At 33.8% G+C, this 16,021-nt stretch carries 15 protein-coding genes and 1 pseudogene; 9 read left to right on the top strand and 7 right to left on the bottom strand.

Annotated elements, in window-relative coordinates; all coding sequences use genetic code 11:
* Nucleotides 1–222: 222 nt before the first annotated feature.
* From ABEG63_RS01630 to ABEG63_RS01610, 5 genes and pseudogenes are all read right to left on the bottom strand, one after another.
* Nucleotides 223–1,406 (bottom strand): annotated as a pseudogene (locus ABEG63_RS01630) (chloride channel protein).
* Nucleotides 1,407–1,695: 289 nt separating this feature from the next.
* Nucleotides 1,696–2,082: a DUF423 domain-containing protein gene (locus tag ABEG63_RS01625; protein WP_346582479.1), complete on the bottom strand. Its 387-nt coding sequence runs from the start codon at nt 2,080–2,082 to the stop codon at nt 1,696–1,698.
* Nucleotide 2,083: 1 nt separating this feature from the next.
* On the bottom strand, nt 2,084–3,154 hold the full coding sequence (locus ABEG63_RS01620) for a hypothetical protein (RefSeq protein WP_346582477.1): 1,071 nt from the start codon (nt 3,152–3,154) through the stop codon (nt 2,084–2,086).
* Nucleotides 3,154–3,321, bottom strand: a complete 168-nt coding sequence (locus tag ABEG63_RS01615) for a hypothetical protein (RefSeq protein WP_346582475.1) — start codon at nt 3,319–3,321, stop codon at nt 3,154–3,156. The genes ABEG63_RS01620 and ABEG63_RS01615 overlap by 1 nt, the downstream gene beginning before the upstream one ends.
* Nucleotides 3,321–4,649, bottom strand: coding sequence for a hydroxymethylglutaryl-CoA reductase, degradative (locus ABEG63_RS01610; protein ID WP_346582473.1), 1,329 nt, complete (start codon nt 4,647–4,649; stop codon nt 3,321–3,323). The genes ABEG63_RS01615 and ABEG63_RS01610 overlap by 1 nt, the downstream gene beginning before the upstream one ends.
* A 192-nt stretch (nt 4,650–4,841) precedes the next feature.
* Here ABEG63_RS01610 and ABEG63_RS01605 point away from each other — a divergent pair, with 192 nt between their 5' ends.
* From ABEG63_RS01605 to ABEG63_RS01595, 3 genes are all read left to right on the top strand, one after another.
* Nucleotides 4,842–6,101 (top strand): putative DNA modification/repair radical SAM protein, encoded by a 1,260-nt coding sequence (locus ABEG63_RS01605; protein ID WP_346582471.1) that lies wholly within the window; start codon nt 4,842–4,844, stop codon nt 6,099–6,101.
* A gap of 125 nt (nt 6,102–6,226) precedes the next feature.
* Nucleotides 6,227–6,655, top strand: coding sequence for a hypothetical protein (locus tag ABEG63_RS01600; protein ID WP_346582469.1), 429 nt, complete (start codon nt 6,227–6,229; stop codon nt 6,653–6,655).
* A 150-nt stretch (nt 6,656–6,805) separates the two neighbouring features.
* Nucleotides 6,806–7,564 carry a TIGR03915 family putative DNA repair protein gene (locus ABEG63_RS01595; protein WP_346582467.1) on the top strand — a complete coding sequence of 253 codons (759 nt, stop codon included), beginning with the start codon at nt 6,806–6,808 and terminating at the stop codon, nt 7,562–7,564.
* A gap of 10 nt (nt 7,565–7,574) precedes the next feature.
* Here ABEG63_RS01595 and ABEG63_RS01590 read toward each other — a convergent pair whose 3' ends face one another.
* Nucleotides 7,575–8,375 carry a DNA alkylation repair protein gene (locus ABEG63_RS01590; RefSeq protein WP_346582466.1) on the bottom strand — a complete coding sequence of 267 codons (801 nt, stop codon included), beginning with the start codon at nt 8,373–8,375 and terminating at the stop codon, nt 7,575–7,577.
* Nucleotides 8,376–8,471: 96 nt separating this feature from the next.
* On the opposite strand from ABEG63_RS01590, the gene ABEG63_RS01585 reads away from it, so the two are divergent.
* The 3 genes from ABEG63_RS01585 (at nt 8,472) to gap (ending at nt 11,173) form a co-directional block, all read left to right on the top strand.
* Nucleotides 8,472–8,810 (top strand): helix-turn-helix domain-containing protein, encoded by a 339-nt coding sequence (locus tag ABEG63_RS01585; RefSeq protein WP_312389024.1) that lies wholly within the window; start codon nt 8,472–8,474, stop codon nt 8,808–8,810.
* Between the two features lie 335 nt (nt 8,811–9,145).
* Nucleotides 9,146–10,132, top strand: a complete 987-nt coding sequence (gene pfkA, locus ABEG63_RS01580) for a 6-phosphofructokinase (RefSeq protein WP_267402031.1) — start codon at nt 9,146–9,148, stop codon at nt 10,130–10,132.
* Between the two features lie 30 nt (nt 10,133–10,162).
* Nucleotides 10,163–11,173, top strand: coding sequence for a type I glyceraldehyde-3-phosphate dehydrogenase (gap, locus tag ABEG63_RS01575; protein ID WP_267402032.1), 1,011 nt, complete (start codon nt 10,163–10,165; stop codon nt 11,171–11,173).
* Between the two features lie 68 nt (nt 11,174–11,241).
* Here the strand turns inward: gap and ABEG63_RS01570 are convergent, their stop codons facing one another.
* Entirely contained in the window at nt 11,242–12,417 is a 1,176-nt protein-coding gene (locus ABEG63_RS01570; RefSeq protein ID WP_346582463.1) for a hypothetical protein, read from the bottom strand.
* A gap of 352 nt (nt 12,418–12,769) precedes the next feature.
* Here ABEG63_RS01570 and ABEG63_RS01565 point away from each other — a divergent pair, with 352 nt between their 5' ends.
* The 3 genes from ABEG63_RS01565 to recA all read left to right on the top strand — a co-directional run bounded on the left by ABEG63_RS01565 (nt 12,770) and on the right by recA (nt 15,999).
* The gene (locus ABEG63_RS01565) at nt 12,770–13,546 is read left to right on the top strand and encodes a helix-turn-helix transcriptional regulator (protein WP_346582460.1); all 777 of its coding nucleotides are present in this window, start codon (nt 12,770–12,772) and stop codon (nt 13,544–13,546) included.
* A gap of 100 nt (nt 13,547–13,646) precedes the next feature.
* Nucleotides 13,647–14,834 (top strand): oxygenase MpaB family protein, encoded by a 1,188-nt coding sequence (locus ABEG63_RS01560; RefSeq protein WP_346582456.1) that lies wholly within the window; start codon nt 13,647–13,649, stop codon nt 14,832–14,834.
* A 157-nt stretch (nt 14,835–14,991) separates the two neighbouring features.
* Nucleotides 14,992–15,999 (top strand): recombinase RecA, encoded by a 1,008-nt coding sequence (gene recA / locus ABEG63_RS01555; protein WP_312389032.1) that lies wholly within the window; start codon nt 14,992–14,994, stop codon nt 15,997–15,999.
* Nucleotides 16,000–16,021: the final 22 nt, after the last annotated feature.

Genomic DNA, 16,021 nt, shown 5'->3' with positions numbered 1-16,021 from the left:
TTAAGTTTAAATTAAACCGATTTTAATGAATTTTTACTTAAAGTGAAGCTCTTCTTAATTATCCTTAACTTCTTAAATCTTCTTAATGGTGAAAAATCTCGCAGATTTAGCAAATTTCGCTGATTATTAAATCGGAATAATCTGTTAAATTTTCGAGAGATAAAAAAACAAAAGTTCAGACAAAATCTGAACTTTTTTATATCTAACAATTGGACTTACTATTTACTCTTCTTCAGATGATTTCTCCGATTGCGAACCTATGAAAGGAATTTTCGGAGCCAGAAAATATCCTGTTAGGCTCGCGAAAAGTATCGGAACAAAATAGGTAAATCCGGTTAATGTTCCCAAAATAATCGTTGTACTCATCGGCGTTCTTGTGACACACGCATTAATGGCAGCCATACAATTTACAATCGCCAACGTTGTATCAATAGTTGGAAATAAATGATGAATAATTAAACCTAAAGTCGTTCCCACAAAAAACAACGGAATGATAAAACCGCCTCTCCATCCTGAAGTTACCGTGATCGAAATGGCTAAAATTTTGAAAATCAAAATGATAATTAAAAAATTAAGGCATAATTTCCGTTGATTAACTGGTTGATTTCGTTATGTCCAAAATATCTCGTCAATGGAAAATAGAATGCGATAATTCCTAAAATAATTCCGCCAACGCAGGTTTTAATATAAATTGGAAATTTTCTGTATTCAAAAACTTTCTTGAAAAATTTTACTACAAAAATAAAGATCCAACCGAATAAAGTTCCTACAATTCCAAAAGCCGTGGCATAGGCAAAATCATAAACTCCCGTGTAATGATAAGCCTTCAGATCCCAAGTCGCCCCGATTCCCAAATGGATGATCAAAGCAAACATCAGATAACTGAAACAGCTCGCCACCAACGCAGGAATAATCGCTTTATAATATTCTACCGCGTGTTTGTGGTGCAGAATTTCCAGAGAAAATAAACTTCCTCCAAGAGGAGCTCCGAAAAGTGCCGTAAAACCAGACGCCATCCCGGCAATACTTTAAGAGCGTAATTCTTCTCCTTTCAATCTGAATAATTTTCCCAGATATGTTCCTGTAGAACCTGTGACCTGAACCAAAAGTGCTTCCGGGCCTAAACTTCCTCCCGATGCCACACAAAAAAGTGACGATAAAATCATGGAAGGATTATTTTTAGCATCAAGTTTTCCTTTATTAAATCTAATATTGTTTACAATTAGGTGAATTTCACCAGGATCACCGATGAAATGAATCACCAATCCCGCCAGCAATCCTGAAATTGCCATCGTAGGAATTACCATCCACCCTTGAAATTCTGCTAAAAATTCTGTAAAATGTTCGAGAACGATCCAATATAGCCCGGCGATAATTCCGCCAACTAAACCTGTAATCGCCCACATAAAAAAAGTACGACTGAATACAAAAGGATTGAATCTTATGGGTTGATCCAACAAATTAAATGTTTTGATGAGTCGTCGTCTTCGATTGATTTTTAATTTAATTTAAAATTACGATCATCATTTGTTTGTAATATTTTTAGTGTACTAGGATGTTTTTAAGCAAAAAATTTACTAGCAAAACTTTTGAAATGCTTCGACTTCGCTCAGCATGACATTTCTAATACTAATCCATAAATTTTAGCGTTGTCATTTTGAGCAAAGTCGAAGCATCTATTTTTAATTATTTATTTTAAATTTTATTTTTAACAAAATAAAGAATCAACATTCCCCAGCTTACAATCATCAACAAACCTCCAAGCGGAGTAATGGGTCCTAAAAATTTCAGATTTGTACCCAAATAATCCTGCATGCTCAAACCATAAATACTGAAAGAAAACAGCATCGCTCCGAAAATCATTAACCACGAAATCCAATTTTCGGTTTTAGTTTCAAATTTCAAAATATATCCTACGATCAATAAAAAGAATGCTGCATACATTTGGTATCTTACTCCTGTTTCAAAGCTTTCCAGCCTTTCAACCGATAAAATTTTCTTTAAAGCGTGCGCGCCGAACGCCCCTAAAATCACGGATAACATTCCGTATACGGCTCCAAAAACTAAAGTAATTGTTTTCATCTTATAACTCTTCTAATTCTAGTTTTAAATATTTTTTTGTTTTATCATCCTGCCAGGTTCCTCTAATCTTATTACCTTCTAAGTCTGCTTCTATTGCGGCTTTTAAGATCCACATACGAGTTTCCTCGCTGTAATAATCGCTTTCCAAAAGTGATAGATGATTCCCTTTCAGTTTTCCATGCCATTCAATCAGTTTTTTATTCTTATTGTACCAATATTTTGCAGAAAGAGAACCGTCGTCATATATCTGATCGATTAACATCGTTATAGGATATTTCCCGTCAATACTTCCTTTATAAAGCTTATGATCCAAACTTGTTTTATCAACTTTTTCTGAACCTGACAGTAAATTTTTCGCGTATGAGCTCCAATATTTATCCAAATCTTTATAAGGAATATCCACAACATGATCTCCCAATTCATCCAATGCTCTCATAGCATGATTAGAACATCTTCCGGCAATAAATCTGATTTTATCTTTTCCCAAATAATATCTTATGCTTTCCAGTTTATAATCGGTATAGCATTCTTCATAAATCGAAATCTGATCCTTTGTTTCTTCTGAAGGATTTTTATCAGATTTCAGCTGAACAAGAAAATCATTGATTTCTTTTTTGACATTTTTTTGAATTAAATTTTCAATCGTTTTTATTGAATTAGATTGAAATAAATCTTTAGCATTGATTAAATTTCCCGTTCTGAGATCAAAGTTTTTCCAAATAGAAAATCCTTCAGGATAAGCGCCAGAAGCTTCTCCATCAATCGCAATACTCAAAATACTTTGTGGGGTGTCTATTTTTTCCCAACTGTAAAAATAAACATAGTTGGAATAGGAAGTTTTCCCTGTAGAAACAAGTTTGAAAGGATTTCCTTCCGATCCCGGAATGTACTCCAGCTGATCTACCTGCAAAAAAGTATTAATTTTATTTTCTACTTTCGGATTTACAGCATAAGAAATCACCGGAAAAACAGAGTCTTCAGATTTTGGCGGCAGATTTTTTATCGTTACATTTTTCTGTTGAGAAAAACTTAAACCTGAAATCAATAAAAATAATAAAATTTTACTTTTCATTATTTTGATGCTAAATACATTAAAATAAATTTCGCCACTAAAGTTGAAATCCCCAGAATAATAAACATCGTAGCAAATTTCTTAGAACTTTTAAATCCCGGATTATTGGTTTTCTTTAAAAACAATCCGAAGATCAAAAATATAATGGGAAGAATAATCTGTAACATTAGTTTCCTCTCAATCGGTTAAACTCATTGATAACTTCGTGATGTGTCACTGTTTTATCTTTAAAATAGGTTACAAAATGTTGTTTTTCTTCTTCTGTTGCACCCATTTGGTTTAAAATATTCAGTAAATGCATTTTCATATGACCTTTCTGAATTCCTGTGGTAATTAAAGAACGTAATGCTCCAAAATTCTGAGCCAGTCCTGAAACCGCCAAAATACTCATTAATTCCTGAGCAGAAGGCTTTCCAAGAAGTGCCAAAGAGAACTTTACTAATGGGTGAAGATTCGTTAAACCACCTACAACTCCTACAGAAATCGGAAGATCTATCCAAAATCTGAAAATTCCGTTGTCAATTGTACAATGCGTCAAAGAAGAATATTTTCCGTCTTTCGCAGCATACGCGTGTGCACAGGCTTCCGTTGCTCTGAAATCGTTTCCGGTCGCAATTACTACCGCATCTACCCCATTCATAATTCCTTTATTGTGCGTCGTAGCACGGAAAGGTTCAATCTCAGCAATGGTTACGGCTTGCTTAAATTTTCTTGCAAATTCTTCATTGGAAATTCCGCTATCATCTTTTAAATCTTCAATTTTACAAGAAACCTCAGCTCTTACGATACAATCCGGCGTAAAATTAGAAAGGATATTCATCACCACCTGCAAAGAATTTTTCTCTTCCTGAGTAAAATCTTCACTAATCGCTATCTCCTGCTTTAATGTTTTTCCGAACTGCTCCAGACAAGAATTAATGAAATTCGCTCCCATCGAATCTACCGTATCAAAACTTGCCTTCAACTGATAATAATTCGGCATTTCGGAAGTTTTATCAATAAGCTTTATATCTAAAATTCCACCACCACGATTTCTCATGTTAGCAGTAATATCATTCGTCGCTTCAATTAATTTCTTCTTTAAATTGAAATTAAAAAAATGAAGCAATTTATGAGATTCAACGTTAAAAATAAAGTGTGTATGTCCTAATTTTTCATTGTTGATAATTGTTGTTTTAAAACCACCTTTATCAATCCAGAATTTTGCAGCTTTAGAAGCCGCAGCCACCACAGAACTTTCTTCAACAGCCATTGGAAGAGCGAATAATTTTCCGTCAATTAAGAAGTTTGGTGCAATTCCGTAAGGCATATAAAAATTGGAAATGGTATTTTCAGAAAACTCATCGTGAAGTTTCTGCAAATCAGCATTTTCGTTCCAGTATTGTTTTAATATATGTTGATATTCTGAGTTTCCTTCAAGATATTCGTTTACAAGCCAATCGATTTTTCCCTGTTTTGTTAATTTGGAAAAACCTTCAACGGGTTTATGATTCATAGGATTTATTATTTCTATTGCGTCAATTGCATTTTTTTAAGACTTAACGCATAAATTAATGACCGTAAATATACTAATTTTGTCTCTGTATTTTGTGGATAACTTCAATGAAAAGAGGTTGATTTTTATCAATTTTGGAATTATTTTTGAACAAAAAATGATACTTAATATTAAAATTTTCAATTCAAAAATATGAATTTTGACCGCCTGAAAGAAAAACTCGAAATCCTTGCCGATGCTGCGAAATATGATGTTTCCTGCTCATCCAGCGGAGGTTCGAGAAAGAATAAAAAAGGCGCTTTGGGAGACAGTTCCGCAAGCGGAATTTGTCATACCTATACCGAAGACGGGCGCTGTGTTTCGCTTCTCAAAATTCTCTTGACCAACCATTGCATTTACGATTGTGCCTATTGTGTTTCGCGAAGTTCGAACGACATCAAGAGAGCCGCATTTACAGTGGAAGAAGTGGTAGATGTCACCATCAATTTTTACAGGAGAAATTATATTGAAGGCTTATTTTTAAGTTCAGGAATTTTTAAAAATGCAGATACCACAATGGAACGCTTGGTTCGTGTGGCGAAAAAATTACGTTTAGAAGAGAATTTTAATGGATATATTCATTTAAAATCGATTCCGGGAGCAAGTGATGAACTGATGCAGGAAGCCGCTTTATATGCTGATCGATTATCCATCAACCTTGAAATTCCGACTGAAAGTGGTTTAAAATTATTAGCTCCTGAAAAAAATCGCCAGGATATGCTGAATCCGATGAAATATATTCAAAACGGAATTGCGCAATATAAAGACGAAAAGAAAATTTTCAGAAAAACACCAAAGTTCGCTCCGGCTGGTCAATCCACACAGATGATTGTAGGCGCAACCAATGAAAACGATTTGCAGATCATTAAAGTTGCGGATCATTTTTATAAAAATTTCAATCTTAAAAGAGTATATTATTCCGGTTATGTTCCGGTGTTGGAAGATAAAAGATTACCATCTTTAACTACTGAAGTTCCGATGCTTCGAGAAAACCGTTTGTATCAGTCGGATTGGCTGATGCGTTTTTATGGTTTTAAAGCAGAAGAAATTCTGGATCCAAACATGCCTTTTTTAGATTTGGAAGTGGATCCGAAATTGAGTTGGGCCTTACGACATCTTGATCAATTCCCAGTAAATCTTCAAACCGCCGATTACCAGATGATTTTGAGAATTCCCGGAATTGGTGTGAAAACTGCTCAAAAAATTGTGAGTGCAAGACGTTTTCAGGTGTTGAATATGGATCATTTGAAAAAATTAGGAGCCGCGGTGAATCGTGCGAAATATTTTATTGATTTCAATGCTGGAAATGCTTATCTAAAATTTTTAACAGATCAAAACCTTAAAAAATTATTGATTGGCGGAAGTTCTTCGAAATTTCATAATCAGTTTTCACAGCAGTTGACGTTGTTTTAATATAAATACGAATTTTTCTTTACAATGTCATTCAAAACAGAGTGAAGAATCTAAAATTTAGAATTATAGATTTCTCCTTCGTCGAACTGACAAAACAACACATTCTTAAATTGTTAGATTAAAATATGAGAACAAACAAAGCCTTACGATATGACAATCAAAAAATAAGGGATGTTGAAAAAGCTATTTCAACGTTTTCTCAACAATTTATGTCTAATTCTAAATGGATTAGGTTAATTGAATCAATTGTTGACAATGCTCATGAGTTTAAGATGATTCAATTTAAAAAAATTCAAGGTGATAAAATCGGTGAAATATATTTAAATGAAGACAGTATTTTTGAATTTGATTATTGGCAGACGGGATTTGAAGGAAATAATTCTTTCGGAGGTTGTCTGGATTATAAAGAAATTGAATATTTGATTTTTCCTAAATTCATTGATTCTAATAACATCCAAAATTTAGAAAAGATTAAATTAATTATAGAAAAAATCGGTCAGTTTTACTTTGAAAGTGATGAAAATGAATTAAAACTAACTTGTTATAAAATTTAATTTTAAACACAAATCGCATTTGTCATCTTGAAAGGATCTAAGTACAATTTCAAAGTCAATCTCAATACTTTGTCTAGATGCTTACAGCATGACAAACTAAATGTAAAAAAAAATAACTCACTCTCAAACTCTCAAACCCTCTCCCACTCAATGACCACCCTACTCTACGACGGCAGTTTCGACGGACTTTTCACTGCGATATTTGAAGTTTTTGAATATCGATATAAAGATGTGGAAATTGCGAGCCGTGAAAGGTTTTTTCAGGAAAATATTTTCGCTGAAATTCATGAGGTGATTACTCAGAATGATAAGTCTGAAAGGGTTTTAAATAAACTGGAAAAAAACATCGGAAAATCCGGAATTCATGAGCTGTTAAAAGTTTATTTATCGGAAGATCCGGAGTTGGAACAACTAATTTTATCTGCTGTAAAACAATCTATAAAACATCCGGATGAAAATATTTTACAAAATTATGCAGATAACGATATTTTGAAAATCTCAAAAATCTGCAAATCTGTAAGCCGCGAAAGACATCGAATGACTGCCTTCGTTCGTTTTGAAAAAATGCAGGATGAAGTTTTCTTTGCGAAAATAGACCCCGATTTCAATGTACTTCCTTTGATTCGAAAACATTTTAAAGACCGTTATCAGGATCAAAAATGGATGATTTATGATTTAAAGAGAAACTACGGAATTCTGTATGATCTGGAAACATGCGATTTTTTTTATCCCGATGAAAAAATTGATTTAAATAGGTATTATGAAAAGTTTCATGATGAAGAAAAAAGTTACCAAACCCTTTGGCAACGGTATTTTACAAAGACGAATATTGTCGAAAGAAAAAATATAAAATTACATATTCAGCATGTTCCGAAAAGATATTGGAAATATTTAACCGAAAAATGGTAATCCTTAAAATTTATTTTTGAATGGTTCGCAAAGCTTTTTTAACGATATATTTTGTCTCTTTTGTCGGACTCTCTTCCAGCCACTTTTCACATACATTCATCACAAAATCAGGTTTTGATTTGCTAGCATCATTCAACCAGTTTCCCACGCTATCTTGAACATATTTTGCTTTGTCAGACTTCATTGGGTCTAAAATTTGTAAACCTAATTCAGGATTTTGCTTTAATTCTTCAATATGCGCACACCAAACGCCTCGCGGTCGTGTAGATTCGCTTGCAAAACGCCTTATGTTTTCATCTTTATCGCTCGTCCACATTGATAAAATCTGTAGACTTTCATTAAGATTTTCAGAAATATCAGACCTTACCGCCATCCAACAAATTTCACGAACACCAAAATGATGATCGGCTACGAAAATTTTGATTTTGTCTAATTTTTCCGCTATGCTTAAATTTTGATTTTTTCCAATCGTATAAGTTGCCCAACATCGAACCAAATCGGATGAATGCTTTGCAACAGTATCTAAGAAATTTTTATCATTATTTTTTACAGTCAAATTAAAAATTTCCGTTCCAATAGCTTCGTTAATCGTATTTACCGTTTGCTTTTTCAACGTATTTATGTTTTCTAAAATAGGTTGAAGATAGTGTAACTTATCATTTTGTTTTAGTAAGTTTTCAAGCAATATTTTTTGATCCACAGCAAGCCATTCTGTAAGATTTACGGTCTCCATTTTCCCTTGATTGAGCTGTTCTAAAATTTCCTGTGGAATATCTTTTATAGAACGTGCGCCTTTTCGTTTTTCAGTCATAATGCCATTAATTACTAACTTTACAAAGATCTAAAAGCTTTACAAAAGAAGCAATACCGCATATTTTTCGCCCATAGGGATAAAAAAGTCAATTTTATGAATACAAAGAAACGCGCTGAAGAAAATAAAATTTGTCCGTTGGAAGTTGCCGTGAATACCATTAGTGGAAAATGGAAAATTCCTATTGTCTGGCAAATTAATGAAGGTAAGAAACGTCCGAGTGAGTTTCTGCGTGGAATTGCCAAAGTAGACCGAAGAGTCTTAAATCAACAGCTTAACGAAATGGTTGCCGACGGAATTTTAATGAAAGAATCTTTCAACGAACTTCCCCCGAGAGTTGAATATCGTTTGACAGAACTTGGAGAAAAACTGGTAGAAATTCTTTGGCAGTTGAATGATTGGGGCAAATTGTTGATTCCTGAAGAGGTTGTTTAATTTCTTTTGTCTTGAGATAAGAGTATTACAAAAAAATCATATCAGAAATAATAGCAATTCATATCATTTAGTATACTGTTTTCAATTGCCGAAAATATCAAATTAAAAAAACTTGAATAGATCCATTTAATAAGATCATATTCAGACTTATATTTTGACTGAGCATTTTAAATTAATAATTTTAGAAGGATGTATTTTATGATTTATAGTGTAAGATCTATTTGCAATTCTTCAAATTTTAGAAGTTTTTAATCATTTATATTCAAATCTCCTATAAAGTTAATGCTATTATCTGAACTTGTTTTTGTAGATTTGTGTTCGTAATTTTTTACTAGATGAAAGAGAGTGCTGTAAAAAAAATTGCAGTTCTTACTTCCGGAGGAGATTCTCCGGGTATGAATGCTGCATTGAGAGCGGTAGTAAGAACCGCCAATTATTATAACATAGAATGCTACGGAGTAAGAGAAGGCTACAATGGCTTAATCAATAACGATTTCCTGAAAATGGGACCTCGTTCCGTAAAAAATATAATCAACCAGGGGGGAACTATTCTGAAATCTGCCCGTTCCATGGAATTTAGAACCAAAGAAGGTCGCCAGAAGGCTTACGACAACTGCGTAAAGCTTGGAATTGACGGTTTGGTGTGTATCGGAGGAGATGGAACTTTTACCGGAGCTAAGATTTTCAATGAAGAATTCGGAATCCGTGTAATTGGTATTCCGGGAACTATCGACAACGATATTTTCGGAACAGATAACACGATTGGTTATGACACTGCATTGAATACCGCAATGGATGCGATTGATAAAATTCGTGACACGGCAACTTCGCACAACAGAGTGTTCTTCGTGGAAGTAATGGGGCGTGATGCTGGATTTATCGCTTTAAACAGCGGATTGGCAACCGGAGCTTTGGACATTTTAATTCCTGAGAAAAAAGATAGTATTGATGAACTTTTCGCGAACTTCAGAAACGCTGAAAAGACAGGAAAAGCATCAAGTATTGTAGTAGTGGCAGAAGGTGAAAAACTAGCCAACGTTTATGAATTAGCCGAAAAAACAAAACATGCTTTCCCAGATTATGACATTCGTGTTGCAATCTTAGGACATATGCAGAGAGGAGGTTCTCCAAGCTGTGCCGACAGAGTATTGGCAAGCCGATTGGGCTATGGTGCCGTAACAGGATTAATGGACGGACAAAGTAATGTAATGGCAGGAATGCGTTCTAACGACGTGGTTTATACGCCGATTGAGGAAGCCATTAAAAAACACAACGAAATCAATCAGGATCTTTTATTGATTTCAGAAATTTTAGCAATCTAATATTTTTAATATAAATTAAAACAAACTATTATGTCAACAATTAAAGTAGGTATCAACGGGTTTGGTAGAATTGGACGTCTTGTTTTCAGAGCAATGACTGAAAGAGATAACATCGAAGTAGTAGGAATCAATGACCTTATCGATGCTACATACATGGCTTATATGCTTAAATATGATTCAGTTCACGGGATTTTTCCAGGTGAAGTTTCTGTAGAAGGTAATGACCTTGTTGTAAACGGAAAAAGAATCAGAGTAACAGCTGAAAGAGACCCTAGCAACTTAAAGTGGAACGAAATCGGTGCAGATTACGTTGTAGAATCTACAGGTTTATTCCTAGATAAAGACAGTGCTGCAAAACATATTACAGCTGGTGCTAAGAAAGTAATTCTTTCTGCTCCTTCTAAAGATGATACGCCAATGTTTGTAATGGGTGTAAACCACACAGAACTTACTGACGATGTAAAAATCTTGTCAAACGCATCTTGTACTACAAACTGTTTAGCTCCTTTGGCTAAAGTAATTCACGATAACTTCGGAATCGTAGAAGGTTTGATGACAACTGTACACGCTACAACAGCAACTCAGAAAACTGTTGACGGTCCTTCAATGAAAGACTGGAGAGGTGGTAGAGCTGCTCTAAACAATATCATCCCTTCTTCTACAGGTGCTGCTAAAGCGGTAGGAAAAGTAATCCCTTCTTTGAACGGAAAACTAACTGGTATGTCTTTCAGAGTACCAACGGTTGACGTTTCTGTAGTAGATTTAACTGTGAGAATTGAAAAGGCTGCTTCTTATGAAGAAATCTGTTCAGTAATCAAAGCTGCTTCTGAAGGTGAATTGAAAGGTATCCTAGGATACACTGAAGATGCTGTAGTTTCTCAAGACTTCATCGGAGACAAGAGAACTTCAATCTTCGATAAAGATGCTGGTATCATGCTTTCTCCTAACTTCGTAAAACTTGTTTCTTGGTATGACAACGAAATGGGTTATTCTAACAAGTTAGTTGATATGCTAATTCACGCTGCTTCTTTATCTAACTAATAAAGTTTTTAGCTTGAAATAAAAAACAACCTTCCGATTGGGAGGTTGTTTTTGGTTATATGAAATTATTATTTACTATTAAAATTTAGCAACTTTGAAAACCCTATTTGAAACTGAGAAAAATCATCAGCTCTATTATTTAATGCTAAATAATTCGTGAATCGAATAAATACTTTATCTCCATTATTTCCACTTGGCGGATAATAATATATACTTCCTCTAAATGCTAAAAGATTATTTTGACTTCGCTCATAATATTCAGTAGGATTAAGAGTTTGCCATATATATTTCCCACTCAAATCTATACCGAAATTTTTTGCAAGTTTTGACTTCAGTGTAGCCTCACAAGATTTAAGGTGACTAACTGCATTAACTGTATTTGTAGTTAAATCGGGAAGAAGTATTTTGCCTGACACATATTGGTAACTAGCATTTACATCCAAGGAATTATTAGGAAGAAAGTCAAATTTAAAAAGGGTAATATCCAGACCTACGGAATAATTATGTCTTCTAAAAATTTCAGTGGGATTTAATTCATTAGACATAATAGAAACTACTTCAAATTTACTATCTAATTTATTATAACTAAAACTAGGTTGAAACACAGGAAAAATATACATAAATCTATTAAAAATATTATTACGATGTAAATAAAATTTAGCATTAGCTTCAAAATGTACTAAGGCATTAGGCTCATCTCCTAATAAACCTAGAAAATCAGAATAAGCAACAAAATTGACAAATGATTTTAAGTTTGTATTTCGAGTTAAAACTCCAATATTTTTTTTAGAATCACCTGATAGAATTAAAACTTTATTATCCGGTAAAGTGCTAAATCTTTCATCAAAATGGAAATCGATGGCTTCAGAAAAACGAATATACTCTTTCTCTTCTCTGTCAAACAAATAATCAGATCTTTTAACAAAATCATAGATCAATGGGATTGGAGCTTTATGATTATAATAAATATTTTTCTTTGTAATTATGAGTACTTTTTCAATCATACCATCCTTAATATCCACTTTAATAGTATCAATTTTTTCTTTGCAAACTATCCTATTTGATATAGGTTGATATATTGTTATACTATCCTTCATTTTAGCATAACCTAAAATATGTTCTTTTACCTCTTGCTTTGTGATTAAATTCTGAAGCATTTGATTCTCCTCATCTGTTAAGCGATTAATTTGTCCATATACCAATCCTGCCAAAAGCAGAAACAGTAATAATAATTTTGTTTTCATGGCTATTAATTTTTAATACAAATTTTCAAAATCCAGAAATACAAAGAAATTACCCGTTTGTGTAATTTTTAGAGTACAAAAAAACCTCTCAAAATATTGAGAGGTAGTTAGTTTACCGTTTCCAAACAACTAATAAAGAAAAGTATAAACCGTTTTTATTTTTTTTCATTCTTGATTTTTACCTTAGCATACATGAAAAGATAAGAAAAAACTCACTTTTAAACAATAAAGTTTAGAAAATGAGCTTTCACGGTTATTCATCACACAAAGGTTATAATTTTATCCCGCGAAAAAAATCACCCTTTTGTGGTATTTTTATGAAAAATTAATTATTTTAGTCCAAAAGTCAAAAATGCATCCTCCCGATAAAAAACACCCTTTAATTGATGTCTGGAAAACCTACCCAGGTATTAAGCAGGCAGATGAGAGAATATTGAGCGTACCACCTATCGAACATATTATTGGGGAAATGTTTGCCATCGGCGAGTTTTACTATTATGTACTCAACCTTACCAACAGTACGCTGTCTCATCATCATGAAAATATTTTAAAACTTCACGGACTAGAAAAATATCCTGAAAATTTAAAAGATGTGATCGACCTTACTCATCCCGACGATATTCCTTTTGTGATACAGGCAGAGCAAACTGTAATTCAGAAAATGGTAGAAATAGGTTTGGAGCATCAGCTTTATTTAAAAGCGAGCTATTGCTGCAGAATGAAAACTTCAAAAAACACGTATGAACTTTTCCACCATCAGTCGATTCATACGATGGAAGATGAAGATGGTCAGCTGGTGCAATCTATTAATATTCATACCAATATCAATCACATCACAAAAAAAAATCCTAATACTGTTTTAATTTCTGGGATTAGCCCAAGAAATGATTTTCATCAAATAAAGCTTGAAAATTTTTCGCAATCCAACGAATTTTCAGAAAATCTTACCAAAAGAGAAATTGAAGTATTGGCACTTATTGCCAAAGGATATTCCGGAGGAGAAATTGCTAAAATTTTGGTATTATCCGAACATACCGTTCGTACTCACAGAAAAAATATCTTAAAGAAAACCAATTCCAGAAATAGTAAAGAATTATTGAAAAAAGCGTTTGAATCAGGAGCAATTTAATTCAAATCTAAAATTTAACGAAAAAATAATTTTGTTTAAGTGATAAATCTCACCAAGGAATTTCGGCGTAAAACTTGTATTTTTATGTGAAATAAAAGGGATGATTTTACAACCTCGATTTAAAGATTCACCGCATTTTAAAGATTTTTGGAACAAAGGAAACGGAAAGCAATTAACTGAATTTTCCGGTGCCGAACTGAGCTTTAATGATTTTGAAAAATTTTCTCCTTATTTTTATCATGTAGATGAAATTGGCGATCAGGTGGTAAGAGATGTTTATTTAACCAAAAAATTCCAAGAAGCTTCCAGAGAGATTGAAGGCTATATCCGAAATGGAGTTTCCGAAAATGATGAAGTTCCAGAAAGTGTAAAAACCCTTTTCTCTCAAACCCAAACCATTCCCGATTGGCTGGATTATGATTTAATTAAAAGCGGGGCCGAGCTTTGCATGAGAAGCAATCTAGATTCATTGATTTCCCTTAGAGATTATTGCTTGATTGGCGGTTATGATTATGCCTATCTCAACAAACCTTTAATCGCAACCGAAGCCTTGAAAAAAGGAGCGGTAAAACGTCTTTCGGAAACGCTTGATTTTTGGGTGAATGCCACAAGATATGATGCGTTGGAAATTCACAAAAAAGGTTACGAATTTGCCATTAAAACAAGACTAATTCATTCTTACGCAAGACTTTCCATCAGAAAATATTATAAAGATTGGGACACAGAAAATTGGGGCGAGCCCATCAATTCCTGGGATATGATGGCGACTTACATCGGTTTCAGTCTGGTTTTTCTTCACAGTTTAAAAAAATTAGGAAATACATTTTCTGAAAAGGAAGAAAAAGGACTTTTCCATCTTTGGAAATATGTTGGTTATCTGCTAGGAATTCCAGAAAATCTTTTACCCAACGATAAAAAACAGGCTACGGAATATTTTTATTTATGGACTTCCGTGCAGCCGCCTTCCGATAAAGATTCTGTTCTATTGGCTCATTCTTTGTTAAATGAATCATTGGAAAACCCTATTTTAAAATATCAATTTCAAAGGAAAAACTTAAGATATCTCCACATTTGCTGTACTTGGTTTTTGCTTGATGATGAAGTTTGCAAAAGGCTTCAGATTCCGGATGTTTCCAACAAAAAAGCTTTCCCGCGAACAAAGTGGATCATCAACAGAATTTATGATTCCATCGTCAGCCGAAATGCAAGAATACAAAAGGGAAATAAAGATCAGATGAAGGTTTTGGAGGATTATTTAGCCATTACAAAAAACTCTAATTTTCATTAATTTAAAAATGAATTTATGGGTATGCATCCTTTTAATTGTTAACTATTTAAGAAATAAAATTTTATATTTTTTTAACTATAAAAACACTTTCTACAAAGAAAAAACATTAGCTTTTGATGTTTAAATTATGTATTTTTGAGAAATTATTAAAGACAAGATGAGTAATATTGACGATAAGAAAAAAGCACTGGCTTTGGTGCTTGACAAGCTAGATAAAACGTACGGAAAAGGAACGGTAATGACATTGGGAGACAACTCGGTAGACAATACCATTGAGGTGATTCCTTCAGGTTCTTTAGGGCTAGACATCGCTCTTGGAGTGGGTGGATATCCTAGAGGAAGAATTATCGAGATCTACGGTCCGGAATCTTCTGGTAAAACAACTTTAACGCTTCATGCCATTGCTGAAGCTCAAAAAGCGGGAGGTATCGCAGCTTTCATCGATGCGGAGCACGCTTTCGACAGAACTTACGCTGCAAAATTAGGAATTGATTTGGAAAACCTTATCATTTCTCAGCCAGACAACGGTGAGCAGGCATTGGAAATTGCTGATAACCTGATCCGTTCTGGAGCAATTGACATCGTGGTAATTGACTCTGTTGCTGCCTTGACTCCAAAAGCGGAAATCGAAGGTGAAATGGGAGATTCTAAAATGGGTCTTCACGCAAGATTGATGTCTCAGGCATTGAGAAAATTAACTGCGACAATCAACAGAACAAAATGTACGGTAATCTTCATCAACCAGTTGAGAGAGAAAATCGGTGTAATGTTCGGAAACCCTGAAACTACAACGGGTGGTAACGCATTGAAATTCTATGCTTCTGTAAGAGTTGACATCAGAAAAGCAAGCGCACCAATTAAAAATGGTGATGAAGCTGTTGGTAGCCGTGTGAAAGTGAAAATTGTGAAAAACAAAGTTGCTCCACCTTTCAAAATGGCTGAATTCGACATTATGTACGGTGAAGGTGTTTCTAAAACCGGAGAAATCTTAGACCAAGCGGTAGAATTAGGAGTTGTGAAGAAAAGCGGTTCTTGGTTCAGCTATGAAGAAACGAAATTGGGACAAGGTCGTGATGCTGTAAAAGAAGTATTGAAAGACAATCCTGAACTTTCTGAAGAATTGGAAAATAAAATTAAAGAAGAGATTGCTAATAAAAAGCAATAATTTCTAATTCATATTAAACAGA

Source organism: Chryseobacterium sp. C39-AII1 (assembly GCF_039672645.1).
Classification (GTDB): domain Bacteria; phylum Bacteroidota; class Bacteroidia; order Flavobacteriales; family Weeksellaceae; genus Chryseobacterium.
This window is presented reverse-complemented; position numbering and strand designations above follow the sequence as displayed.